Origin of the sequence: Pseudomonas palmensis (assembly GCF_017848315.1) — a bacterium.
GTDB lineage: Bacteria > Pseudomonadota > Gammaproteobacteria > Pseudomonadales > Pseudomonadaceae > Aquipseudomonas > Aquipseudomonas palmensis.
Window position 1 is genome coordinate 13,608 of sequence record NZ_JAFKEC010000057.1, and the last position, 24,543, is coordinate 38,150.

Consider the following 24,543-nt stretch of genomic DNA (forward strand, 5'->3'; position numbering starts at 1 on the left):
TCATGACAGGCCCGGATCAACAGAGGCCCGAACATGATCTATGCAGCTCCCGGCACCGAAGGCGCCCTTGTCAACTTCAAACCGCGTTACGGCAACTACATCGGCGGCGAGTTCGTTGCCCCGCTGAACGGCCAGTACTTCACCAACAGCTCGCCGGTGAACGCCCAGGTCATCGCCGAATTTCCACGTTCCAGCGCCGAAGACGTCGAGCGCGCCCTGGACGCCGCCCACGCCGCTGCCGATGCCTGGGGCCGTACCAGCGTGCAGGACCGCTCGCGCATCCTGCTCAAGATTGCCGACCGTATCGAGCAGAACCTCGAAGTGCTGGCCATTGCCGAAACCTGGGACAACGGCAAGGCCATTCGCGAAACCCTGAATGCCGACGTGCCGCTGGCCGCCGACCATTTCCGTTACTTCGCCGGTTGCATTCGTGCCCAGGAAGGCAGCGCCGCCGAGATCAACGAAAACACCGCCGCCTACCACTTCCATGAACCGCTGGGCGTGGTCGGGCAGATCATTCCATGGAACTTCCCGCTGCTGATGGCCGCCTGGAAGCTCGCCCCGGCCCTGGCCGCCGGCAACTGCGTGGTGCTCAAGCCGGCTGAACAGACCCCACTGTCGATCACCGTGTTCGCCGAGCTGGTGGGCGACCTGCTGCCGCCGGGCGTGCTCAACATCGTGCAGGGCTTCGGGCGCGAGGCCGGTGAAGCGCTGGCCACCAGCAAGCGCATCGCCAAGATCGCCTTCACCGGTTCCACCCCGGTGGGCTCGCACATCATGAAGTGCGCTGCCGAGAACATCATCCCCAGCACCGTGGAACTGGGCGGCAAGTCGCCGAACATCTTCTTCGAAGACATCATGCAGGCCGAGCCGAGTTTCATCGAGAAAGCCGCCGAAGGTCTGGTGCTGGCGTTCTTCAACCAGGGCGAAGTGTGCACCTGCCCATCGCGTGCGGTGATACAGGAATCGATCTACGAGCCGTTCATGGCCGTGGTGATGAAGAAGATCGCCCAGATCAAGCGTGGCAACCCGCTGGACACCGAAACCATGGTTGGTGCCCAGGCGTCCGAGCAGCAGTACGACAAGATCCTCTCGTACCTGGACATCGCCCGCGAAGAGGGCGCGCAGGTACTGACCGGTGGCGCCAGCGAGCGCCTGGCCGGCGACCTGTCGACCGGCTACTACATCCAGCCGACCCTGCTCAAGGGCCACAACAAGATGCGCGTGTTCCAGGAAGAGATCTTCGGCCCGGTGGTGGGCGTGACCACCTTCAAGGACGAGGCCGAGGCCCTGGCAATCGCCAACGACACCGAGTTCGGCCTGGGCGCCGGGCTGTGGACCCGCGACATCAACCGTGCCTACCGCATGGGCCGTGGCATCAAGGCCGGGCGCGTGTGGACCAACTGCTACCACCTGTACCCGGCGCACGCCGCGTTCGGCGGGTACAAGAAGTCCGGCGTGGGTCGTGAAACCCACAAGATGATGCTCGACCACTACCAGCAGACCAAGAACCTGCTGGTGAGCTACGACATCAATCCGCTGGGCTTCTTCTGACGCCCGATGGCTGTGGGAAAATCTGTTCCAAAGTAGCATTCGACCTGCGCCGGCAACGGTGTATTAATAGACGCACCGCAATCCTGTGGTGCCAGAAGAGGATGGACCTATGTGGAAAAAACCCGCGTTCACTGATCTGCGTATCGGCTTTGAAGTGACCATGTACTTCGCCAGCCGTTGATCCCTCTTGCGCCGGTGCCCCAAGGCACCGGCGCTGCCTTGTGCATCCCCCCTATCGTCTGATTGCAAAACCCTCCTGATGCTTTAGGCTGGCGCTACCTTAAAAGAACAAGAAGGCGTCGCATGAGCCCGAACCTGAGCCAGTTGCGTAAATTCGTCTCTCCGGAAATCATCTTCGGTGCCGGCTGTCGGCACCATGTGGCCAATTACGCCAGGACCTTCGGCGCGCGCAAGGTACTGCTGGTCAGTGACCCTGGCGTGATCGCCGCCGGCTGGGTCGGCGACATCGAGGCCAGCCTGCAGGCGCAGGGCATCGATTACTGCCTGTACAGCGACGTGTCGCCCAACCCGCGGGTCGAAGAGGTCATGGCCGGCGCCGAGCGCTATCGCAGCGAACAATGCGACGTGATCGTGGCCGTTGGCGGCGGCAGCCCGATGGACTGCGCCAAGGGCATCGGCATCGTGGCGGCCCACGGCCGGCACATCCTGGAGTTCGAAGGGGTCGACACCATCCGAGTGCCGAGCCCGCCGCTGATCCTGATCCCGACCACCGCCGGCACCTCGGCCGACGTGTCGCAGTTCGTGATCATCTCCAACCAGCAGGAACGCATGAAGTTCTCCATCGTCAGCAAGGCGGTGGTACCCGATGTGTCGCTGATCGACCCTGAAACCACCCTGAGCATGGACCCGTTCCTCTCGGCCTGTACCGGCATCGACGCGCTGGTGCATGCCATCGAGGCGTTCGTGTCCACCGGCCATGGGCCGCTGACCGACCCCCATGCCCTGGAGGCAATGCGCCTGATCAACGGCAACCTGGTGCAGATGATCGCCAACCCGCAGGACATCGCCCTGCGCGAGAAGATCATGCTCGGCAGCATGCAGGCCGGGCTGGCCTTCTCCAATGCCATCCTCGGGGCGGTGCACGCCATGTCCCACAGCCTGGGCGGGTTTCTCGACCTGCCCCACGGTCTGTGCAATGCGGTGCTGGTCGAGCATGTGGTGGCCTTCAACTACAGCGCCGCCCCCGATCGCTTCAAGTTGATCGCGCAGACCCTGGGTATCGATTGCCGCGGGCTGAACCACAATCAGGTCCGCCAGCGCCTGGTCGAGCACCTGATCGCGCTCAAGCACGCCGTGGGCTTTCACGAAACCCTGGCCTTGCACGGGGTGGGCAGCAGCGACATTCCGTTCCTGTCGCAGCATGCGATGGACGACCCGTGCATCCTCACCAACCCGCGGACCTCGAGCCAGCGTGATGTCGAGGTGGTGTATGGCGAGGCCCTCTGAGCCTGGCGCGAATGCGCTGGCCGGGCTGCTGGGGCTGAGCAACCACACTGTTCGCAAAAGCCACTACCCGGAACTGGCGGCGCGCCTGGACGAGCTGGAAACCGAGCGCAAGCGCTATTCGTGGCTGTTCGAGCATGCGGTGCACGGCATCTTCCAGGCCAGCCTCGACGATGGCCTGCGCGCCGCCAACCCGGCGCTGGCGCGCATGCTGGGGTATGCCGACCCCCAGGCGGTGCTGTTTTCCCGGCGTGACCTGGCCAGCCACCTGTTCGTGGGCGGCCAGGCCGAGTTGCAGGACATTGCCCAGGTGCTGCAGCGCGAGCAGGCCCTGCTGGGTTACGAAACCCAGCTGCGACGCAAGGACGGCAGCAGCATCGATGTGCTGATGAACCTGTTGCTGCGCCCGGACGAGGAGGGCGTGGTCGAGGGGTTCGTCGCCGACATCACCGAGCGCAAGCTGGCGCAGGAGCGTCTGCAGCAACTCAACGACGAGCTGGAGCAGCGCGTGGCCGAGCGTACCCGCCAGCTGATGGAGGCACGCGATGCGGCCCAGGCCGCCAACCGCAGCAAGGACAAGTACCTGGCCGCCGCCAGCCACGACCTGCTGCAACCGCTCAACGCTGCACGCCTGTTGATTTCGACCCTGCGCGAGCGCCAGTTGCCGCCGGCCGAGCAATTGCTGGTGGAGCGCGCGCACCAGGCGCTGGAAGGTGCCGAAGACCTGTTGAGCGATCTGCTGGATATTTCCCGGCTCGACCAGGCGGCAATCAAGCCTGACCTTGACCTGTACCTGTTGGACGATGTGCTGGCGCCGCTGGCCTCGGAGTTCCAGCCGGTGGCGGCTGCCGAGGGCCTGGGCCTGCGTTTGCGCAGCGGGCGCCAGGTGATCCGCACCGATGTGCGGCTGCTGACGCGGATCCTGCGCAACTTCCTCAGCAACGCCTGCCGCTATACCGAACAGGGGCGCATCCTGCTGGGGGCGCGGCGGCGTGGCGACTGCCTGCGCCTGGAGGTCTGGGATACCGGGCGCGGCATTGCTGCGCAGCGCCTGCAATCGATCTTTCTCGAATTCAACCAGCTCGATGTGGGCCGCGCCGCCGATCGCAAGGGGGTGGGCCTGGGCCTGGCGATCGTCGAGCGCATTGCGCGGATCCTCGATTACCCGGTACGGGTACGCTCCTGGCCGGGGCGCGGTTCGGTGTTCAGCATCGATGTGCCGCTCTCCACCGAACGTCGTTGCCCGCCGGTGCTGGCGCCAGCACCGCTGCCGAGCGTCGGCGACCCGCTGCCGGGGCGCCGCCTGCTGGTTCTGGACAACGAACTGAGCATCTTGCAGAGCATGGCCGCCCTGCTGGCCCAGTGGGGGTGCGAGGTGCTGACCGCGACCGACCGCGAGACGGCATTTCAGGTGTTGCAGGGGCGCGCGCCGGAACTGGTGCTGGCGGACTTTCACCTGGACCACGGGGTGACTGGGTGCGAGGTGGTGCGCGACCTGCGTGAGCATTTCGCGGTGACCATACCCGCCGTGATGATCACCGCCGATCGCAGCGACCAGAGCCGCCGTGCGATGCAGCGCCTGGGCGCGCCATTGCTCAACAAGCCGGTCAAGCCGGGCAAGCTGCGTGCGGTGCTGAGCCAGCTGCTGGGCGAGGCGGGCGTGCGATAAACAGCGAGACTACCCCCGCGGACGAGTTTTTTTGCTATAAAGGCCGCCCTCAGGGGAGCGTTGACGCTCGTTCGAGGGGCATTTCGGACAAAACCACCTTCATTTGTATTGCCCCTTGCGAAACTCGGCCTTAGACTGCCGCCCCCTGTAAATTGAGTGCCGGATGGTGCTTGAAGAATTGCGCCGCCGGCGAGCTGTTCGCCGGTAGCACCCGATCGCCTAAATGCACGTATTTTTTATAGAGAAATCAATGACAAAGGAAAAGTTGCTGGCCATGCCGGCCGATGACTACATGAACGCTGAGCAGCATGCCTTTTTCACCGAGCTGTTGCAGTCGATGAAAGTGGAGATCCATGAGCGCATCGAGAAAAGTCGTGTAGCCATCGAAAGCCTGGACACCCCTGCTGATCCTGCCGACGCCGCCTCGGTCGAAGAAGAGCGTCACTGGCTGGTCAACACCATCGACCGCGACCAGCGCCTGCTGCCCCAGCTGGAAATTGCCCTGGGCCGCATCAAGGACGACAGCTTCGGCTGGTGTGAAGACAGCGGCGAGCCGATCGGCCTCAAGCGCCTGCTGATCAGCCCCACCACCAAGTACTGCATCGAGGCGCAAGAGCGCCACGAGCAGCTCGACAAGCACCAGCGTCAGGCCTGACGCCCGCTGTCGTACCAGCAAGCCCCGGGTTCACAGCCCGGGGCTTTTGCGTTTCTTTGCCTTGCATCAAGCAGGAGGGTCTTACATCCAACGAAGCATGGATAATGGCCTTGTAGTGGCGTTTAATGGGGGCACAATAACGACACTGCGGGAACCATTGTTATGATGCGAGAAGGATCTCTGCCTGGCACGCTGGTGCCGCTGCAAGGTACGTCCACTGGCGCCCGGCGCTGGTCGGGCACGGCGCTGCAAAGCCTGGTACTGGTGGTGTTGCTCAGTGCCATGGCGTTTGCCGATGTGTCCTTCTACCTGTGTCTGCCACTGGCCTTGCTGGCCCTGTGGCTGCCGTTGATGCGCAAGCGGCCGGCCGAGGTGGTGAGCGAGCAGGACCCGCTGGGCGACCTGACCCGTGACCTGGCCCAGGCCACCAGCCACAACGCGCTGTCTGCCGCTGGCGTTGCCCATGCGGTGCAGCAACTGGCCGACAAGCTGCAATCGCAACTGGTGTCGGCGGCGCAGATCGTCAGCAGCGCCGAAGTCATGATCGGTACCGAGAAAGCCACTTCGCAGCTCAGCCAGCAGGCCCTGGGCGCGGCCCGCGAGGCCCACCACAGCAGTGCTGCCGGCAGAACGGTGCTGGCCGAGTCGATCCAGCGCATGCACCAGCTCAGCGCCCGTGCCAACGACAGCCGCGAACTGATCGAGGCGCTGCACCAGCGCAGCGAAGACATTGCCCGGGTTACCCTGGTGATCCAGACCATCGCCAGCCAGACCAACCTGCTTGCATTGAACGCGGCCATCGAGGCCGCGCGCGCCGGCGAACATGGTCGTGGCTTTGCCGTGGTGGCCGATGAGGTGCGTGGCCTGGCCGGACGTACCGCCAGTGCCACCGAGGAGGTCGGCCTGATGGTGGCCGATATCCAGCAGCGTACCGCCCAGGTGGTGGAGCAGATCCGTGAGTTGTCCGATGACCTGCACCAGGGGGTGGACCAGGTCGAGCACACCGGCGAGCAACTGGACGCCATCGCCGGGCTCGCCGCTGGCGTCGAGCAGCAGATCGATGCGATCGCTGCCGGTACCGAGACCAACCGTACTCAGCTCGACAGCCTGTTCCAGGCCGTGGCGCAGATGCGCAGCGACCTGGTGGTGAGCGACCAGCAGACCCAGCGCCTGGCCCAGGCAGCCGTGCAGATGGAAGGTCAGGCCGAGCGTATCAGCGAGCGTCTGGCCGAGGTGGGGCTGGATGACTACCACCAGCGCGTATACGACCTTGCCCGCCAGGGGGCCCAGAAAATCGCCGAACGCTTCGAGGCCGACATCGCCCAGGGGCGCATCAGCGTCGATGCTCTGTTCGATCGCCAGTATCAGCTGCTGCCCGGTACCCGCCCGGCCCGTTACCGCACGCGTTTCGACGACTACACCGACCAGGTACTGCCCGCGATCCAGGAGCCGCTGCTGGCCCAGCATGAAGGCCTGGTGTTCGCCATTGCCTGTACCCAGCAGGGCTATGTGCCGACCCACAACAACGCCTTCAGCCAGCCACTGACCGGTGACGAGGCGACCGATACCGCGCACAACCGCAGCAAGCGCAAGTTCGACGACCGTACCGGTATCCGTTGCGGCAGCCATCAGCAACCGGTGCTGCTGCAGACCTATACCCGTGACACGGGCGAGCTGATGCATGACCTGTCGGTGCCGATCCAGGTACAGGGGCGCCACTGGGGCGGCTTGCGCCTGGGCTATCGACCCCAGCACAGCGTGATTTCCTGAGCCGGATTTATTGCGCTTGATGCAAAACAGCTATGCCGGGGATAGCTTTTTCCCGCAAGGGGCAGGGGTTTATCATCGCCTCATCGTTAGGCTGCTAATTAAATTCCGGAGGGAATCATGCAGTGCAAGGTCGATGTGGCGGTGATGATCGGCAGTGGCGTTCCCATTTCGCTGCGTTCGGTGGGCATGCGCGTGTGCTGGGTGGTGCTGGTCAACGGTGAGCGCAGAGGCACCGCGTTCGCCAGCCGTGACGAGGCACACGCCTGTCGCGCCGCCTGGCTGGCACAGTTCGATGGGCAGGGGCTGGACGCCTGTCAGGCCGGGTAGGCGCGGGGCCTGGCCTCGAGGGTCCTTGCCAGGGCGCAGGCCTCCCCGTGATGTCGGCGAAAGCCTTTCACCCGGCCCGTGGCAGACTCCGTGATATGGAAAAAACCGACGCCAGCCGGCACTACAATGTAGCGCGGCCGGGTTTTTCCGGATGCGCTCCCGATATTTTTTGATACTTCTAGTGTATTGCCCACTCGACGTGTTTCGGTGTTTTCGTGCATATTCGCTTCCCTGTGCAGTGAACATGTTCGTCCAGAGGTCCTTCGTTCTGGGATCTTTCTTTCAGCTATCGCATTTTTTCAGCGAGCACGCTGTCAGAGAAATCGGTTGCACTTTGGGAAATGGCTGTTTGTAGCCGCCGGTTATCAACTGGCAGGGCACGACGTGTTTTCCTTCGCAGCCTGGTGTCTGTGCGTACGAACAACCCTGGCACTGATCCACTAGTCTTTCAGACTTCAAATTGAAAACCGGGACCTTCGCGGCGCAGTGCCGCCTGCGAGGTGGCGGGGTGATGCTGGTTTTGAGGAATTAATCATTGGCAGTCAGTAATCTGGATATGCACGCCCTCTTCGTGTTGGGCGACCTGCGGGCCAAGTTGGTCAAACAGTTTCAATCGCGCTTCGTCTACGTGACCGAACAAAGTGCCGAAGGTATCTACCTTGCCGAGATCGATACCGAAGAGGCCCTGGTGGTCGATGACAAACAGCGGCTCGAACTGAAAGTGGGCGATCACTTTCGGGCGGCGGTATTGCCCAGCCGCGAAGGTGGCAAGTTGGAGATCCGCTTTCGCGACATCAAGCTGACCGTCTACGAACTGGGCGATTATGCGTTCGTGACCGTGCCCGAAGGGCATGGCATCGTGTTCCGCGAGGGGCAGACCGTGGTGATGGTGTTTGCTGCCCACGAGCAGATCAAGGAAGGCCTGACCAAGACCCTGAAGGCTGCCACGGCCAAGGCCGCCAAATGGCGCAAGGGCGAACTGACCTTCAAGGCCAGCGAGTGAGCAGTACCGCTGCGGCGTCGGGGCGTGCGCGCTTCCACGCCGAGCATCAGGCCCGCGCCCAGGCCCAGGCCCTGGAGTGGCTGGCACAACGCGCGGTGCTGCAGGGCGCCTGGTTGAACTGGGTGGCAGGGCAGCTGTATCAGCTGAGCCCGCCGGAATATGCGGCAATGGTGCGCCGCGAGCTGCAGGTGTTGGCAGCTCGATAGGGCCAGGTGTCAGTGCCCGGTATCGCGCCCGCGGCCACTGCTGACCTCTTCGGGTACGTCATCCCCGGCCATGCGCTTGCGAAACAGCCCGGCCCGCGCCAGCAGCAGGGTAGTCACCGGCACGGTGATCGACAGCAGGATCGGGATCAGCCAGGCGTGCAGTACGGGCGAGTGCTTGAGGCCGGAAAAGTACAGGATCGAAGCCATGGCCACGCACCAGGTGCCGAAGGTCGACGCCAGGGCGGGCGGGTGCATGCGCTGGAAGAAGGTCTTCAGGCGCAGCAGGCCTACCGCGCCGCTCAGGGCGAACAGGCTGCTGACGACCAGCAGCACAGCCGTGACCACTTCAAGCCAGAACGGCAATTCGACGGTCGAGTTCATTCGATCACCTCGCCACGCAGCAGGAATTTGGCCAGGGCAAACGAGCCGACAAAGCCGAACAGGGCTATCAGCAGCGCACCTTCGAAGTAGGTGTCGCTGGCGTAGCGGATACCCAGCACCAGCATCATCAGCATGGCCAGAATGTACAGGTAGTCCAGCGCCAGTACCCGGTCCTGCGCCGAAGGGCCTTTGAACAGGCGCACCAGGGTCAGGGCCATGGCCAGGGCAAAGATGAACAGGCTGGCGAGAATGGCGTTGGCGAGCAGGCCAGTCATTCGAAAATCTCCATCAGCGGACGTTCGTAGGTGTGCTTGAAGTGGTCGATGAACTGCGTTTCATCGTCCAGATCGAAGACATGCAGCAGCAGGATGCTGCGGTCCAGCGCCAGCTCCGACCAGATGGTGCCGGGAATGACCGTGGTGATCATCGACAGCGCCGCCAGGCCATGGGCATCGCGCAGGTCCAGCGGGATACGGATGAAGCGCGAGCGTGGCGGCCGGCCACCGGCCTGCCATACGCTACGGGCAACCTGCAGGTTGGACATCACCACATCGCCCCCCACTCGCAGAATCAGCCGCACGATGGTGCCCGGCTTGCGTATGCGCACCGGTAGCGGACGCAGCGGCGCCATCAGGATGGGTGCCAGGATTGCCAGCAGTGCGCCAAGCAGCAGGTTGCCGGCACTCAGCGAGAGGTTGAGCAGCAACCACAACCCCCAGAGCGAAAGCGACAGCAGTGGCGCGGGAAACAGGCGCTTCATGGCTGCACCTGCCCGGCAATCGCCTCGCTGGTGGGGCCGGGCACCGGTCGCGTGCCGAGTACCGCATTGACGTAGCTGGCAGGGTCCTTGAGCCCGGCCGCCGTGTCCTGGGTGTAGCGCAGCAGTGGTTCGGCGCGCACGCTCAGCAGCACGCACAGCCCCAGCAGCAGCACGATGGGAATGCACTCATTGCGCCGTAGCAACGGCGAGGGGCGCTCCTGCGGGGTCCAGAAGCGCTGGATGCCGACACGGGTCAAGGCGATCAGCGATGCCAGGCCCGAGAGCACCAGCAAGGCCACCAGGCCCCAGCCGGCTGCGGACAGCGGCTGGTCGACCGGCACGCCCAGGCCGTTAGGGTTGAACAGGGCGCTGATCAGGCTCAGCTTGCCGATGAAACCGGACAGCGGCGGCATGCCGATGATCAGCAGCGCGCAGGCGATGAAGCTCAAGCCCAGGAATGCCATGGTCCAGGGAATCACCTGGCCGATCACCGCCTTCTGTTCATCGTCCAGGTTGATGCCCTTGGGCGGCTGCAGCGATTCCAGGGGCGAGGGCAGCGCATCGGTGTCGTCTTCCAGCGGGATCTCGTTGGCCGAGCGCGAGCGCTCGATCAGCTCGGCCAGCAGGAACAGCGCGCACAAGGCCAGGGTGGAGCTCACCAGGTAGAACAGTGCGGCGGCGGTCAGCGCCGCCTGGCCGAAGCCGATGGCGGCCAGCAAGGTGCCGGCCGAGACCAGGATGCTCAGGCTGGCCATGCGCTCCAGGCGTTGCGCCGCCAGGATCGACAGCGCCGCGCAGCCCAGGGTGGCCAGGCCACCGATGACCAGCCACTCGCCGCCGAAGAACGCCGAAGCGCCGGCCTGACCGGAGAACAGCAAGGTCCACAGGCGCAGCACGGTATAGGTGCCCACCTTGGTCATGATCGCGAACAGTGCGGCAACCGGGGCGCTGGCCGACGAGTAGGCCGGGACCAGCCAGAAGTTGAGCGGCCAGATACCCGCCTTGGCCAGAAAGGCCGTGGCCAGAATCGCCGCGCCGGCATGCAGCAGGCCGCGGTCGGCCTCGGGCACCAGCGGAATCTTCAGGGCCAGGTCAGCCATGTTCAGGGTACCGGTGACCCCGTAGAGCATCGCCGCCCCCACCAGGAACAGCGAGGAAGCGAGCAGGTTGATGGCAATGTAGTGCAGGCCGGCCTTGACCCGCGCACGACCCGAGCCATGCAGGATCAGGCCGTAGGAGGCGGCCAGCAGCACTTCGAAGAACACGAACAGGTTGAACAGGTCGGCCGTCAGGAAGGCGCCGTACAGGCCCATCAGCTGGATCTGGAACAGGGCGTGGAAGCTGGCGCCTGCGCGGTCCCAGCGCGCGGTGGCGAACACCAGCGCGCTGACCCCGACGATGCCGGTGAGTACCAGCATCAGTGCCGAAAGGCGGTCGAGTACCAGCACGATGCCGAAAGGTGCCTGCCAGTTGCCCGGCAGGTACACGCCGATCGAGCTGGCCTGGCCCTGCTCCTGCACCCACAACAGCAGGCAGATCGAAATACCCAGCCCGGCCAGGCTGGAGATCAGGTTGATGCGGGCCTTGAGCGGCCGGCGCTTTTCGCCCAGCAGCAGCATCAGTGCGGCGGTCAGCAGCGGCAGCAGAATGGGCGCGACGATCAGTTGGTTCATCACACTCATTCTTTAGGCTCCCGGCCATCCACGTGGTCGGTGCCGGTCAGCCCGCGCGAAGCCAGCAGCACCACCAGGAACAAGGCGGTCATGGCGAAGCTGATGACGATGGCCGTCAGTACCAGTGCCTGGGGCAACGGGTCGGTGTAATGGAGCAGGTCCTGGGGTACGCCGTCCTTGATGATCGGCTCCTTGCCGATGAACAGGCTGCCCATGCTGAAGATGAACAGGTTGACGCCGTACGACAGCAGACACAGGCCCATCACCACCTGGAAGGTCCGTGGGCGCAGGATCAGCCACACGCCTGACGCGGCGAGCACACCGATGGCAATTGCAATCACTTCTTCCATCAGGCGGCTCCCGGGTTGACGGTGGGTTTGGGCTGGCTGCTCGGCCGGTGGCTGCGCACCGACTGGTGGGCCAGTGCGGTGAGGATCAGCAGCGTGGACCCGACCACCACGGTAAAGATGCCCGTGTCGAAGAACAGGGCGCTGGCGACATGGATGTCGCCCAATATCGGCAGGTCAAGGTGCGCGGTATGCGTGGTCAGGAACGGGTAGCCAAGCAGCATCGCCCCGGCCCCGGTGAGGGTTGCCAGCAGCAGCCCGGTGCCCATCCAGCGCAGCGGACGCAGGCTCATCTGGGCTTCCACCCACTGGGTGCCGGCGACCATGTACTGCAGGATGAACGCCACCGACATCACCAGGCCGGCGACGAAGCCGCCACCGGGCTGGTTGTGGCCGCGCATGAACAGGTACATCGAGATCACCAGCGCGATAGGCAGCAGCAGTCGCACCAGGGCGGCGGGCACCATCATGAAGCCCAGCGCGGTATCGGCGGCCTGACGCGGGTTGACCAGGTCGGTGACCACGTCCGGCGCCAGCAGGCGCTGCTGGGCAGGCAGCTGGATGCTCTCCTTGGGCGGGCGGAAGCGGCGCAGCAGGGCAAACACGCTCAGTGCCACGGCCACCAGTACGGTGATTTCACCCAGGGTATCGAAGCCGCGGAAGTCAACCAGCATCACGTTGACCACGTTGGTGCCGCCACCCTCGGGCAGCGCCCGGCTCAGGTAGAAGGAAGAAATCACGTTGGGTGTCGGGCGGGTCAGCATTGCGTACGACAGCAAGGCCATGCCACCGCCGACCAGCACCGCCAGCAGCAGGTCGCGCAGGCGGCGTGCCACAGCGCGTTCCTTGCTGCCGGGCAGGGGCGAGATGTCTTCGATACGCCGTGGCAGCCAGCGCAGGCCCAGCAGGATCAGCACCGTGGTGACCACTTCTACCACCAGTTGGGTGAGCGCCAGGTCCGGCGCCGAGAACCAGACAAAGGTGATGCAGGTCATCAGGCCGCAGACGCTGACCATGGTCAGGGCCGCCAGCCGGTGGTATTTGGCCTGCCACGCAGCGCCGATGGCACAGATGATCGCGATCAGCCAGAGCATCACGAATACACCTGAGCCCGGGATTTTTGGCCGGTCGCCCCAGCTCAACCCGGTTTGCAGCATGGGCAGCACGCCGGCGAGCAGGGCGATGAGCACCAGCATGAACAGCTGCTTCTGCAGGCGGCGGGTGGTGAACAGGCGCTCGAAGCGGCGCGCCACACGCATCAGCAGCACCTGGCCGTGTTCGAAGAGGCGCTTGCCATTGAACAGCTCGATCAGCGGCGGGTAGAGGAAGCGCCCGCGCTTGAGCTGATTGCGCAGCACCAGGTAGAGCACCACGCCGCCGCACATGGCGATCAGGCTCATGATCAGTGGTGCATTCCAGCCGTGCCAGATGGCCAGGCTGTACTCGGGCAGCGTGCCACCCACCACCGGCAGTGCGGCAGCGGCCAGCAGCGGGCCCACCGACTGGGCAGGGAAGATACCCACCACCAGGCAGGTCAGCACCAGCAACTCGACCGGCGCGCGCATCCAGCGCGGCGGCTCGTGGGGGGTATGGGGCAGGTCGGTGGCCGGCGGGCCGAAAAACACGTCGACGGTGAAGCGCAGCGCATAGGCGACGCTGAAGGTGCCCGCCAGGGTCGCGATGATCGGCAAGGTGGTTTCGACCCAGGCCGTGGAACTGATGAACACGGTTTCGGCGAAGAACATTTCCTTGGACAGAAAGCCGTTCATCAAGGGTACGCCGGCCATCGAGGCACTGGCGACCATGGCCAGGGTGGCGGTGAACGGGATCAGCCGGAACAGCCCGCTGAGCTTGCGGATATCGCGGGTGCCGCTTTCATGGTCGATGATGCCGGCGGCCATGAACAGCGAGGCCTTGAAGGTGGCATGGTTGAGAATGTGGAACACCGCCGCTACCGCTGCCAGCGGGCTGTTCAGGCCCAGCAGCAGGGTGATCAGGCCCAGGTGACTGATGGTCGAGTAGGCCAGCAGGCCCTTGAGGTCGTTCTGGAACATGGCCGCATAGGCGCCCAGCAGCAGGGTGCAGGCCCCTGCGCCGCTGACGATCCAGAACCATTCTTCGCTGCCGGCCAGCGACGGCCATAGCCGGGCCAGCAGGAACACCCCGGCCTTGACCATGGTGGCCGAGTGCAGATAGGCCGAGACCGGCGTGGGCGCGGCCATGGCGTGGGGGAGCCAGAAGTGGAAGGGGAATTGAGCGCTCTTGGTCAGGGCGCCGAGCAGTATAAGGGGAAGCAGAATGGGGTAGAGGGCATGACTGCGAATCAGGTCACCGGCGGCCAGGACCTTGTCCAGGTCATAGCTGCCCACCACATGGCCGAGCAGCAGTACCCCCGCCAGCAGGCACAAGCCACCGGCCCCGGTGACCATCAGCGCCATATAGGCGCCGCGCCGTGCATCGGCACGGTGGTGCCAGTAACCGATCAGCAGGAACGAGAACAGGCTGGTCAGTTCCCAGAAGAACACCATCTGGATCAGGTTGCCAGAGATCACCAGGCCCAGCATGGCACCCATGAACGCCAGGAAAAACGCGAAGAAACGCGGAACCGGGTCCTGGGGTGACATGTAGTAGCGCGCATACAGCGACACCAGGGTGCCGATGCCCAGCACCAGCAGCGAGAATAGCCAGGCGAACCCGTCCATGCGCAGCACGAGATTGAAGCCCAGGCTCGGCAGCCACAGAAATTCTTCACGGATGACGCCGCCATCGGCAATTTGCGGGTACAGGAGTGCGACCTGCACGGTACCGACCAGCGCGACAAGGCCGGCCAGAAGTGATTCGCTGTTACGCGCGTTGTGCGGCAGTACAGCCGCCAGACAGCTGCCAACAAACGGCAGAAGCAGTAGAACTATCAAGGACATAGATTTCTAATCTGCAGAGGTTTGTAAGGGATCATACGTGGCGCCCCGTCGATCACCAACACGCAAGCTGTCGCAGAATCCTACTTTTGCGCCTCATCAACGCGTTTTTTTATAACAGTTTTTTACAAGAATTGTGCCGCTATTGCAGATTACCGGTCCGTTTGTTGCACCTGTTGATCGTCATCGCTGGCGACGAGGGGCTCGCCACGGCGTTTGATCTTCAGTTCGCTGACCACCACCGCGATCACGATCAGTAGCCCGCCGAGCAGTGCGATGCCCGGCAGGCGCTCGCCCGCCAGGCGGCCGACGATACCGGCCCATACCGGCTCTGCAGCGTAGATCAGCGTAGCCCGGGTGGGCGAGACCGATTGCTGGGCCCAGTTCATTGCCACCTGGATCACCGCACTCATGGCGCCCAGGCCGACGGCACTGCCCAGCAGCAGCCAGGAAAAGTCCGGCAGGGCTTCCCGGGTGGGCACCACCATCATGAACGACAGCGCCGACGCGGTAGCCAGTTGCACCACGGTCACGCGGCGCACGTCCACCTTGCCGGCATAGTTGCTGATCAGAATGATCTCGGCTGCGATCGCCACGGCGCCGATCAGCGTGGCGATTTCGCCGGGGCTGAACTGCAGCGAGCTGCCACTGGGGCCGGCCACCAGCATCAGTCCGGCGAACGCCAGGCCAATGCCCAGGCTCGGCATCAGCCCCGGGCGCCGGCCCAGCACCAGCCACTGCAGCAGCGGTACAAAAGGTACGTACAAGGCGGTGATGAATGCCGACTGGCTGCTGGTGATAGTTTGCAGGCCCACGGTCTGCAGGCCGTAGCCCAGCATGATCGAGGCGCCGATCAGCACGCCGGCCTTGACTTCGAACCAGGTCAGGCCGGACAGCGCACGCGCACTGAACGCTCCGACAAACAGCGCCGCCGCTGCAAAGCGCAGGCCGACGAAGAACATCGGGCCGCTGACGGTCATCACGTTATGCACCAGCAGAAAAGTGGCGCCCCAGAGCATGGTGATGAACACCAGCACCAGTTCGGCCTTGCTCAGGCGCAATGAAAGGAAGAGGGATCGGGCAGTGGTCGGCGAGGTCATGGGCTTGCACACGTGGGGCGAGCGACGCACAATGCGTCGGAAGGTGGGCAGTATACTGCGCAAGCCATGTGAGTGAGCAATATAGTGCACAAAGATTCCAGTCAGCGGGCCTCCGTGCTTCAGCACGTGAGCCAGAATATCCGGCGCCTGCGCCATGCGGCAGAGCTGAGCCAGAGCGCCCTTGCAGAAAAATCCGGTGTCAGCCGACGCATGCTGGTGGCAATAGAAGCGGGTGAAAAGAATGTCAGCCTGACCACCCTCGACCTGATCGCCGAGGCCTTGTCGGTGGCGTTCAGCGACCTGATCCAGGCACCTGACAGCCGTGACCCTGATCGCATCAACGAACTGGCCTGGGCCGGTGTGCACCCCGGCAGCAAGGCCGTGTTGCTGGCAAGTTCCAGGGCCAGCCGCGAGGTGGAGTTGTGGGAGTGGCGCCTGGAGCCGGGCGAGGTGTACCCGGCCGAGGCCGATTTCGACGGCTGGAGCGAACAGATCTACGTGTTCGAGGGGCGCCTTACCCTGGTGATAGAAACGCAGGAATATGTGCTGGCGGCTGGCGATTTCTACAGCTTCGCCAGCAACCGCATGCATGCCTACCGCAACGATGGCGACGTGGCGACGCGCTTCGTGCGCAACGTGGTGATCTGAAGGCCTGTCAGCGCCGATTGGCGTCAAGCCACTCCTGGGTGGAGACCACCTGCGCGTAGGCGAAGGCCAGCGACGCCATGTACGCCGCGTGGGCCTGGGCCGCCGGTACGACCACGCCGTTGAATTCCAGGTCGCGGGTGGCGCAGGCATCGTGCACCACCGTGGTGCCATAGCCCATGTCCGAGGCGGCCCGGGCGGCGGCATCGATGCACATGTGGCTCATGCTGCCGACCAGGGTCAGGCCGGTAATCTTGTGCTGGTCGAGCAGGGCCTTGAGGTCGGTGCCCAGAAAGCTGTTGACGTTGTGCTTGAGCACCACCGGCTCGCCCTCGCGAGCGGCTGCTTTCGGATGAATCTGCGCGCCTTCGGAGCCCGGAGTGAAGAAAGGTGCATCGGCGGACTCGAACTCATGACGTACATGGACCACCAGGTCGCCGTTTTCGCGGGCGGCCTGGATGATCCGTGCGGCGTTGTCGGCGGCCGCATCGGCGCCGTGCAGCGTCCATTTGCCGCCGGGGAAGTAGTCGTTCTGGATGTCGACGATGATCAGTGCCTGTTTGCTCATGGTGCAGTCCTTCAGGAGAATGGTTGTGACGTGCTGATAGTTATAGGCTTGTGCGACAGGCTTGCGCATTGGCGCGACCGACAAATTGGCGGGAAAAACTGACAATGGATGCAATCGGCGATCAGGTCGAGATCGGTATTCTGGTTTACCCAGGTGCCCAGATGGCGGCAGTGCACGGCCTGACCGACCTGTTCGCGGTAGCCAACCGCATGGCCGCCGACCTCGGGGCGCGACGCAGCCCGCTGCTGCGGGTGTGCCACTGGGCCGAGGTGCCGGGACAGCCGCTGGCGGTGAGCTTCGACAGTCACCCGCAGGCGCATCACCGCCCACGAGTGATGATCATCCCGCCCAGCCTGACCGAGGAGCCGGGCCCCGAACTGATCGAACGTTTCTGCAACGACCTGCGTCAGTGGCACCGCGAAGGCGCGCTGCTGGTGTCGGTGTGTGTCGGGGTGTTCTTCATTGCCGCCAGCGGCCTGCTCGACGGTCGCTCCGCCACAACTCACTGGAATTTTGCCCAATCGCTGGCCGAGCGCTTTCCCCTGGTCAAGGTCGAGGCCAACCTGCCGTTGCTGGAAGATGGCGACATCATTACCTCGGCCGGATTGATGGCCTGGACCGAGTTGGGGCTCAAGCTGGTCGAGCGCTTCCAGGGGCAGACCCTGGCGGCTGAGACGGCGCGATTTCTCGCGGTGGCGCCAGTGCATGCCATGCCTGGGCCGGGCAGCGTGTTCAGCCCGCGCCTGGACCATGGCGACGAAGCGGTGCTCAAGGTGCAGCACTGGCTGCAGAGCACGGGGGCGCGGGAGGTCAACCTGGCCTTGATGGCCGACTGCGCAGGGCTCGAGCAGCGCACCTTCCTGCGGCGTTTTCGCAGCGCCACCGGCCTCAAACCCACCGAGTACTGTCAGCAGGTGAGGGTAGGGCGCGCTTGCCGGATGCTCGAGTTCACCAACCGCAGCATCGACCAGATCGCCTGGGGTGTTGGCTACCAGGACCCTGGTGCGTTTCGCAAGGTCTTCCACAAGGTCACAGGGCTTGCGCCAGGCGAGTACCGCAAGCACGTGGTCGGTCCTGCGGGCTGATCCTCCTTTGGTACCGCACCGCTGCCCTTGCGGTGGATTGCTGCTTATTATCCGGTCTCCCGGGAAAGGAGATACCGATGCACGAACAACAACCGGCACCTGCCTGCGACGACATGGCGGATGTACTGATCATCGGGGGTGGCCTGAGCGGCGCCTTGTTGGCGGCGCAATTGCTGCGTCGCCCCGGACGCCGGCGCCTGCTGGTGGTCGAGCCGCGTGGGGAGCTGGGGCGTGGCGAAGCCTACAGCGCTACCGAAAACGGTCATACCCTCAATGGCAATGCGGCGCGCATGAGCGTCGATCCGGACAATCCCGATGACCTGACCCACTGGCTGCAACAGCAGATCGATGCCGGGCAGTGGCCCGAATCCGCCGAGCAGGGCGTGCCGGTGGCCGAATTGTTCCCGCCGCGAGGTCTGTTCGGTCGCTATGCCCGCCAGCGTCTGGCAGAGGCCGAGTGTGTCGGCGCCAAGGCCGGCTCCACGCTGGAGCATGTGTGTACCGAGGTGGTTGACCTGCAGGTGCACAGTGACAGGGTTCAGGCGCAATTGCAGGATGGGCGCCGGGTGCAGGCGCGCCAGGCGGTGCTGGCTACCGGCATGTTTGCCGCAGCGCGCACGGCGCAGGTGGGTGAGAACAGCCTCAACGCTGCAGCCATCGACCCCTGGGACGTGGGCGCCATGCGCACGATCGACCCGCAAGGCACAGTGTTGATCATCGGTTCCGGGCTGACCATGGTCGACACCCTGGTGTCGTTGCAACTGGCCGGGCATCGTGGGCCTGTCGAGGTATTCTCGCGCCACGGGTTGTGGCCCCACGAGCGCCGTCAGCCACCGCCCTGGGAGGATTTTCTCGAGGCGGACCCTTCGCTGCGCAGCCCGCGCCAGTTGCTGCGTGCGCTGCGCCGGCAATGCAGGCTGGCGTTGGCCCAGGGCATCGACTGGCAGGCCCCGCTGGACACTGTGCGGGTGCATATCCCCAGGCTGTGGAGCCAGGCCAGTGACCGCGAACGCCGCCAGTTCGTGCGCCATGTGCGGCCCTGGTGGGAAAGCCATCATCACCGTTCGCCGCCCCAGGGTGCAGCGCTGCTGGAGCGGTTGCGCCAGGAGGGGCGCCTGCATATTCATGCGGCCTCCCTGCAGAGGGTCGAACCGGCTACCGGAGCCGGGGTGGGGGTGCGTCTGCGGTTTCGCGGCGAGGCCCAGGCGACGCGGGTCGAGGGTGCCGCGCTGGTCAACTCCACCGGTATCGAGTATGACTGGCGGCGCGTGGCGCGCCCGCTGCCGCAAGCATTGCTGCAGCGCAGGCTGATCCGGCCAGGGCCGCTGGCCCTTGGAATTGATGCCGACCCGCAGGGCGCAGTGATCGATGCCGATGGCGCGGTCAGTACGCGCCTGTTTGCGATGGGCCCGCCGCTACGTGGCCTGTGGTGGGAAAGTACTGCCGTCACCGACGTGGCGTTGCAGGCCAAGGGATTGGCTGCTCGTCTGACGCGGGAGCCTGAGTCATCACCGTAATGATATTTTCGTTATATAAATATGAAAATTGATAATTAATGGTTCTATGCGTGTTCGTGCACTATAGATGCACGACTACTCCACGCATTCAGGAAGCGCCTGGCCATGACCACACTCCCGCTGTATTTCGACTACGCCGCCACGACACCCGTCGACGAGCGAGTCATTCAGGTAATGGTGGAGTGTCTGGGGGTATCCGGGCGTTTTGGCAATCCGGCCTCCAGCTCCCATCGGTATGGTCAGCAGGCACGCCTGGCGGTCGAGCAGGCACGGTCCCAGGTCGCCGGCCTGGTAGGGGCGCGGGCCGACGAGATCATCTGGACGTCGGGTGCCACCGAATCCAACAACCTGGCCCTCAAAGGGCTGGCTCAGGGCCGCACAGGTGGGCATGTCATCACCAGCCGCATCGAGCACAAAGCCGTGCTCGATACTGCCCGACAGCTCGAGCTGGCAGGCATCGAGGTGACGTGGCTGAGCCCAGATGCCCAGGGGTTGATCACTGAACAGGCGGTATCGGCGGCGCTGCGTGACGACACCTTTCTGGTATCGCTGATGCTGGTCAACAATGAACTGGGCACCCTGAACGATGTGCAGGCCATCGGCGAGTGGGTGCGCCGCCACGGTGCATTGCTGCATGTGGATGCCGCCCAGGGGGCAGGCAAGGTGCCTATCGACCTGTCACGCTGGCCGGTGGACCTGATGTCGTTTTCGGCGCACAAGGTGTATGGGCCCAAAGGGATCGGTGCGCTCTACGTCGGCAAGCGCGCCGCGCCGCTGCTGCAGGCACAGATTCACGGTGGCGGGCACGAGAACGGATTGCGCTCGGGCACCCTGGCCACTCACCAGATTGCCGCCATGGGCGCAGCCTTCGCACTGGCCGGGCAGGTGCAGCAGCAGGAGGTTGCACGTATGCACCGGTTGCGTGAGCGGCTGCTGGAGCAGTTGGCCGATATTCCCGGCCTGGGGCTCAACGGCAGCCCTGTCCAGCGCATCCCTCATACGTTGAGCCTGACCTTTGGCGGTGACGGTATCGATCTGCAGGCGCTGGCCCGTACGCTGGCGTTTTCCTCGACGTCGGCCTGCAATTCGGCCAGCAGTGCGCCTTCGCATGTGCTGCTGGCGCTTGGGCATGACGAGCGTGCGGCACGGCAGACGTTGCGTCTGAGCCTGGGGCGCTATACCCGCGAAGAGGATATCGACGCCGCTGCCGGTGCCATCCACGCAGCGTTACACAATGTGCCTTTCTGGGCGGTTGCCCACGGTTGAGTGCTGCTTCATTATCGTCCACCAGAACATTGGTCGCGGTGGTGGCACAACATAATGAACAGTCAGCCTGGAATGCAGGAAGCAGTAACCGCGCGCCTGGCGCGCATGCGTGCAGTGATGAACCGCGAAGGGGTCGATGCACTGCTGGTGCCCTCGGCAGACCCGCACCTGTCCGAATACCTCCCAGGCTACTGGCAGGGGCGCCAATGGCTGTCCGGGTTTCATGGCTCGGTGGGTACGCTGGTGCTGACGGCCGATTTTGCCGGGCTTTGGGCCGACAGTCGTTACTGGGAGCAGGCCGAAAAGGAGCTGGCGGGTAGCGGTATCGCGTTGATGAAGCTGATGCCGGGTCAGCCGGGGGCCCTTGACTGGCTGGCAGAGCAGGCGCCCGCAGGCGGCACGGTGGCAGTAGACGGTGCGGTGATGCAACTGGCGTCGGCGCGGCAGCTGCAGGATCGCCTCAGGGTGCGCAATGTGCGCCTGCTCAGTGACAGGGACCTGCTGGCACAGGTGTGGCTGGAGCGGCCTGCGTTGCCAGGCAGCCCGGTTTACCAGCACCTGCCGCCGCACGCGAGCGTCAGCCGTGCCGACAAGCTGGCGCAACTGCGCACAACGCTCAAGGAGCGCGGCGCAGATTGGCATTTCATTGCGACGCTGGATGACATCGCTTGGCTGTTCAACCTGCGTGGCAGCGACGTTTCATACAACCCGGTATTCGTTTCCTTCGCATTGATCGGTCAGCATCAGGCCATTCTGTTCGTGGCATCGAGCAAGGTCGACAGCGCTGTGCGCGAGGCACTTGAGTCTGACGGGGTGCAACTGCGCGAGTATGAAGCAGTGGGCAGCGCGCTGGCAGGCATCGAGGCGGGCAGTGTCCTGCTGGTAGATCCGGCACGGGTGACCAGCGGGTTGCTGGCCAACCTCGGTGCCCAGGTGCAGCTGCTCGAAGGCATCAATCCAAGCGTTCTGTCCAAGTCGAGAAAGAGCGAGGCGGACCTCGTTCATATCAGGCAGGTGATGGAACAGGACGGTGCGGCGTTGTGCGAGTTCTTCGCGGACTTCGAAGCCGCACTGGGGCATTCGACCCTTACCGAGGTCAGTGTTGACACCTTGCTCGGCGCAGCCCGGGCTCGACGTCCCGGTCATGTGTCCCCAAGCTTTGCTACCATTGCCGCCTTCAACAGCAATGGGGCCATGCCGCATTACCGCGCCACCGACGCCTCGCATGCGCTCATCGAAGGTGATGGGCTGTTGTTGATCGATTCAGGTGGGCAGTACCTGGGAGGGACCACCGACATTACCCGTATGGTGCCCATCGGCACGCCAAGCCTGGAACAGAAGCTGGATTGCACGCGGGTGCTCAAGGGCATGATTGCACTATCCAGGGCGTGTTTTCCGCGGGGCATTGCCTCGCCTTTGCTCGATGCGATTGCCCGAGCACCGTTATGGGCCGAGCATGTGGATTACGGGCATGGCACCGGCCACGGCGTCGGCTACTTCATGAACGTGCACGAAGGGCCACAGGTGATCGCCTATCAGGCCTCGCCTGCGCCGCACACAGCCATGCAGGCCGGCATGATCACCTCCATCGAGCCGGGCACCTATCGGCCTGGGCAGTGGGGCGTGCGCATCGAGAACCTGGTGTTCACCCGGGATTCGGGCAAGAGTGGGTTTGGTGACTTTCTTGAATTCGAAACGCTGACCTTGTGCCCTATCGACACACGATGCCTGTTGCCTGAGCAACTGGGCAGCGAAGAACGCGAATGGCTCAATGATTACCACCGCACGGTGCGTGAACGGCTTTCGCCACTGCTGGCAGGTGCTGCTCTGCACTGGCTGGAACAAAGAACCGAAGCTGTCTGATCGGGCACATGAAAAAGGGCAACCTGCGGGTTGCCCTTTTTCGTTACTTGCAGATGACGATCATGCTTCGGCTGGTGTAGCCGGCGGGGTTGAGACCGAAGGGGTAGTCCCCTGGCTCGTCTTCGCCATCGCCAGACTTGGCGACGACTTTGTAGCCTTTGGTGCCGCAGGAACTGGCGGCCTTGGCGTAGCACTTGTTCCATGAAGACGACAGGCCCGAGCAGTTGATGTGCATGCCCTTCTTGCCGTGTTTGACCTCAGTTTTGGCGTTCGCCGCACAGCCAGCAATGGCCAGAATGGCTAGGATGAGCAAAATTCGTTTCATTCCTGTCCTTACAAAGAGTGTCGGGTCTGCAAGCCCGAGACGGTTACCTGCGCCTCTTCCTGATGCCTCTCGCGTCCTTGTCTTAAGTTAAAACTTCAAGCAGTGCATTGAATTACAGCTTAAACAGGGTGCCATGGCGACACAATGACAAAAACAGGTTCAAATGGAAATATTTCTCAAATCAGTCGGCTGGCACCAGTGCTGGGCTTTCCCTGCGCATGGACAGTGTGGCACCCACCGAGGCAGTAATGATCGCGGCGATGGCCAGCCATTGCGCCATGCTCAACACTTCGTTGAGAAACAGTAGTCCCGACAATGCGCCGAATGCCGGTTCGATGCTCATCAGTGTGCCGAAGGTTCGGGCGGGCAGGCGTGTCAGGGCCACCATTTCCAGGCTGTACGGCAATGCTGTCGACAGAATGGCCACGCCAATCGCCACGGGTAGCAGGGCAGGGTTGAGCAGGGCGCTGCCGGCATGAACGATGCCGATCGGCGCAACGAACAGTGCGGCAACCATGACGCCAAGTGCGGCGGTCTGAATGCCGTGCTCGGCCCCGGCTTTCTGCCCATATAGAATGTAGAGCGCCCAGCACGCGCCGGCGCCCAGTGCGTAGCCGGCGCCTACCAGGTCGATGGCCGCCCCGGTCTGCCCGATGGGTATCAGCAGCAACAGGCCGATCACTGCCAGTCCGATCCATACGAAATCCATGGCCCTGCGCGATGCGTACAACGCCACGGCCAGCGGGCCGGTGAACTCCAGGGCAACGGCGATACCCAGCGGGACACTGCGCAAGGACATATAAAAGAGAAAGTTCATGCCGCCCAATGCCAGGCCATAGATGATGACCGACTTGAGGGTGCTGGAGGTGAAGCGCGCGCGCCAGGGGCGCAGCAGCACCAGCATGATGAGGCTGGCGAAAATCAGGCGCAGCGTTGTGGTGCCTTGCGCACCTACCAGCGGGAACATGCTTTTTGCCAGCGAGGCGCCGGACTGGATGGATGCCATTGCAATTAGCAGCAGGCCAATGGGGAAGAGGCTGGAGGCCAGGCTGCGGGGGTGGGTGTTCATTGTTGGAGTTGCTTCCTTATATAGAGAGAGGCGTGTGGCCTGGCGTCTATGATGCGCAAGGAGGCGAAGATGAGCAATATAGTGCGCAACTTTCTTTGTTCATCGAATATCGCCAATTAACCCTTGACGCGCGATTTAATCTCTCTATAATTCGCCCCACTTCCGGCGCAGTCGGAACGAAAAACTCCTTGAATATCAATGAGTTGGACGTTTCAGGTCAGACTGGAAGTGCTTCGATCGAAAGATCGGCAGCGGTGAAAAAGGTGGTTGACAGCAGGTTGTAACGCTGTAGAATTCGCCTCCCGCTACGAGAGATCGAAGCGAGTCAAGTGTTTGAAGTGAAACGAAAAACTTCAAAATAAACGCTTGACAGACTCT

General features: G+C 63.7%; 24 protein-coding genes. 14 read left to right on the forward strand and 10 right to left on the reverse strand.

Features of this window, described 5'->3' with window-relative positions; genetic code table 11:
- Window positions 1–33: 33 nt before the first annotated feature.
- The 9 genes from exaC (at window position 34) to JZZ72_RS22835 (ending at window position 8,648) form a co-directional block, all read left to right on the forward strand.
- A complete protein-coding gene (gene exaC, locus JZZ72_RS22795; RefSeq protein ID WP_043860112.1) occupies window positions 34–1,554 on the forward strand; it encodes an acetaldehyde dehydrogenase ExaC in 1,521 nt (506 codons plus the stop codon).
- Window positions 1,555–1,663: 109 nt separating this feature from the next.
- The gene (pqqA, locus tag JZZ72_RS22800) at window positions 1,664–1,735 is read left to right on the forward strand and encodes a pyrroloquinoline quinone precursor peptide PqqA (protein WP_020289857.1); all 72 of its coding nucleotides are present in this window, start codon (window positions 1,664–1,666) and stop codon (window positions 1,733–1,735) included.
- Between the two features lie 122 nt (window positions 1,736–1,857).
- Complete coding sequence (gene ercA, locus JZZ72_RS22805; RefSeq protein ID WP_043860111.1) at window positions 1,858–3,021, forward strand: alcohol dehydrogenase-like regulatory protein ErcA; 1,164 nt, start codon at window positions 1,858–1,860, stop codon at window positions 3,019–3,021.
- Window positions 3,005–4,687 carry a hybrid sensor histidine kinase/response regulator gene (locus JZZ72_RS22810; RefSeq protein ID WP_210015192.1) on the forward strand — a complete coding sequence of 561 codons (1,683 nt, stop codon included), beginning with the start codon at window positions 3,005–3,007 and terminating at the stop codon, window positions 4,685–4,687. Before ercA ends, JZZ72_RS22810 begins: the two co-directional genes overlap by 17 nt.
- 250 nt (window positions 4,688–4,937) lie before the next feature.
- Window positions 4,938–5,342 carry a TraR/DksA family transcriptional regulator gene (locus JZZ72_RS22815; RefSeq protein ID WP_043860109.1) on the forward strand — a complete coding sequence of 135 codons (405 nt, stop codon included), beginning with the start codon at window positions 4,938–4,940 and terminating at the stop codon, window positions 5,340–5,342.
- A 540-nt stretch (window positions 5,343–5,882) separates the two neighbouring features.
- On the forward strand, window positions 5,883–7,112 hold the full coding sequence (locus tag JZZ72_RS22820; protein ID WP_371917321.1) for a methyl-accepting chemotaxis protein: 1,230 nt from the start codon (window positions 5,883–5,885) through the stop codon (window positions 7,110–7,112).
- A gap of 117 nt (window positions 7,113–7,229) precedes the next feature.
- Window positions 7,230–7,439: a hypothetical protein gene (locus tag JZZ72_RS22825; RefSeq protein WP_054915725.1), complete on the forward strand. Its 210-nt coding sequence runs from the start codon at window positions 7,230–7,232 to the stop codon at window positions 7,437–7,439.
- Between the two features lie 535 nt (window positions 7,440–7,974).
- Window positions 7,975–8,442 carry a hypothetical protein gene (locus tag JZZ72_RS22830; protein ID WP_043860106.1) on the forward strand — a complete coding sequence of 156 codons (468 nt, stop codon included), beginning with the start codon at window positions 7,975–7,977 and terminating at the stop codon, window positions 8,440–8,442.
- Window positions 8,439–8,648 (forward strand): hypothetical protein, encoded by a 210-nt coding sequence (locus tag JZZ72_RS22835; protein ID WP_235384112.1) that lies wholly within the window; start codon window positions 8,439–8,441, stop codon window positions 8,646–8,648. Before JZZ72_RS22830 ends, JZZ72_RS22835 begins: the two co-directional genes overlap by 4 nt.
- A gap of 9 nt (window positions 8,649–8,657) precedes the next feature.
- On the opposite strand, the gene JZZ72_RS22840 is transcribed toward JZZ72_RS22835, so the two are convergent.
- The 7 genes from JZZ72_RS22840 to JZZ72_RS22870 all read right to left on the reverse strand — a co-directional run bounded on the left by JZZ72_RS22840 (window position 8,658) and on the right by JZZ72_RS22870 (window position 15,827).
- A complete protein-coding gene (locus tag JZZ72_RS22840) occupies window positions 8,658–9,029 on the reverse strand; it encodes a Na+/H+ antiporter subunit G (protein WP_043860104.1) in 372 nt (123 codons plus the stop codon).
- Window positions 9,026–9,304, reverse strand: coding sequence for a K+/H+ antiporter subunit F (locus JZZ72_RS22845; RefSeq protein WP_043860103.1), 279 nt, complete (start codon window positions 9,302–9,304; stop codon window positions 9,026–9,028). Before JZZ72_RS22845 ends, JZZ72_RS22840 begins: the two co-directional genes overlap by 4 nt.
- Entirely contained in the window at window positions 9,301–9,789 is a 489-nt protein-coding gene (locus tag JZZ72_RS22850) for a Na+/H+ antiporter subunit E (RefSeq protein ID WP_043860102.1), read from the reverse strand. The genes JZZ72_RS22845 and JZZ72_RS22850 overlap by 4 nt, the downstream gene beginning before the upstream one ends.
- Complete coding sequence (locus JZZ72_RS22855; protein WP_043860101.1) at window positions 9,786–11,471, reverse strand: monovalent cation/H+ antiporter subunit D; 1,686 nt, start codon at window positions 11,469–11,471, stop codon at window positions 9,786–9,788. Before JZZ72_RS22855 ends, JZZ72_RS22850 begins: the two co-directional genes overlap by 4 nt.
- Window positions 11,468–11,812, reverse strand: a complete 345-nt coding sequence (locus JZZ72_RS22860; RefSeq protein ID WP_007986256.1) for a Na+/H+ antiporter subunit C — start codon at window positions 11,810–11,812, stop codon at window positions 11,468–11,470. Before JZZ72_RS22860 ends, JZZ72_RS22855 begins: the two co-directional genes overlap by 4 nt.
- Window positions 11,812–14,730: a monovalent cation/H+ antiporter subunit A gene (locus JZZ72_RS22865; protein ID WP_054915726.1), complete on the reverse strand. Its 2,919-nt coding sequence runs from the start codon at window positions 14,728–14,730 to the stop codon at window positions 11,812–11,814. The genes JZZ72_RS22860 and JZZ72_RS22865 overlap by 1 nt, the downstream gene beginning before the upstream one ends.
- 149 nt (window positions 14,731–14,879) lie before the next feature.
- Window positions 14,880–15,827: a DMT family transporter gene (locus JZZ72_RS22870; protein WP_043859846.1), complete on the reverse strand. Its 948-nt coding sequence runs from the start codon at window positions 15,825–15,827 to the stop codon at window positions 14,880–14,882.
- 84 nt (window positions 15,828–15,911) lie between these two features.
- Here JZZ72_RS22870 and JZZ72_RS22875 point away from each other — a divergent pair, with 84 nt between their 5' ends.
- Window positions 15,912–16,475, forward strand: coding sequence for a helix-turn-helix domain-containing protein (locus JZZ72_RS22875; protein WP_058540604.1), 564 nt, complete (start codon window positions 15,912–15,914; stop codon window positions 16,473–16,475).
- Window positions 16,476–16,482: 7 nt separating this feature from the next.
- Here the strand turns inward: JZZ72_RS22875 and JZZ72_RS22880 are convergent, their stop codons facing one another.
- On the reverse strand, window positions 16,483–17,040 hold the full coding sequence (locus JZZ72_RS22880; RefSeq protein ID WP_054915728.1) for a cysteine hydrolase family protein: 558 nt from the start codon (window positions 17,038–17,040) through the stop codon (window positions 16,483–16,485).
- 104 nt (window positions 17,041–17,144) lie between these two features.
- Between JZZ72_RS22880 and JZZ72_RS22885 the strand changes: the two genes are divergently transcribed.
- The 4 genes from JZZ72_RS22885 (at window position 17,145) to JZZ72_RS22900 (ending at window position 22,771) form a co-directional block, all read left to right on the forward strand.
- Window positions 17,145–18,125 carry a GlxA family transcriptional regulator gene (locus JZZ72_RS22885; RefSeq protein ID WP_058540605.1) on the forward strand — a complete coding sequence of 327 codons (981 nt, stop codon included), beginning with the start codon at window positions 17,145–17,147 and terminating at the stop codon, window positions 18,123–18,125.
- Window positions 18,126–18,202: 77 nt separating this feature from the next.
- Entirely contained in the window at window positions 18,203–19,642 is a 1,440-nt protein-coding gene (locus JZZ72_RS22890) for an FAD/NAD(P)-binding protein (protein ID WP_210015193.1), read from the forward strand.
- Between the two features lie 105 nt (window positions 19,643–19,747).
- Window positions 19,748–20,908, forward strand: coding sequence for a cysteine desulfurase family protein (locus JZZ72_RS22895; protein WP_210015194.1), 1,161 nt, complete (start codon window positions 19,748–19,750; stop codon window positions 20,906–20,908).
- A 54-nt stretch (window positions 20,909–20,962) separates the two neighbouring features.
- Complete coding sequence (locus JZZ72_RS22900; RefSeq protein WP_078480528.1) at window positions 20,963–22,771, forward strand: aminopeptidase P family protein; 1,809 nt, start codon at window positions 20,963–20,965, stop codon at window positions 22,769–22,771.
- Between the two features lie 43 nt (window positions 22,772–22,814).
- Here JZZ72_RS22900 and JZZ72_RS22905 read toward each other — a convergent pair whose 3' ends face one another.
- Together JZZ72_RS22905 and rhtA are read right to left on the reverse strand one after the other, a co-directional pair.
- A complete protein-coding gene (locus tag JZZ72_RS22905) occupies window positions 22,815–23,096 on the reverse strand; it encodes a hypothetical protein (RefSeq protein WP_043859840.1) in 282 nt (93 codons plus the stop codon).
- Between the two features lie 181 nt (window positions 23,097–23,277).
- Entirely contained in the window at window positions 23,278–24,165 is an 888-nt protein-coding gene (gene rhtA, locus JZZ72_RS22910; RefSeq protein ID WP_078480529.1) for a threonine/homoserine exporter RhtA, read from the reverse strand.
- Window positions 24,166–24,543 lie beyond the last annotated feature (378 nt).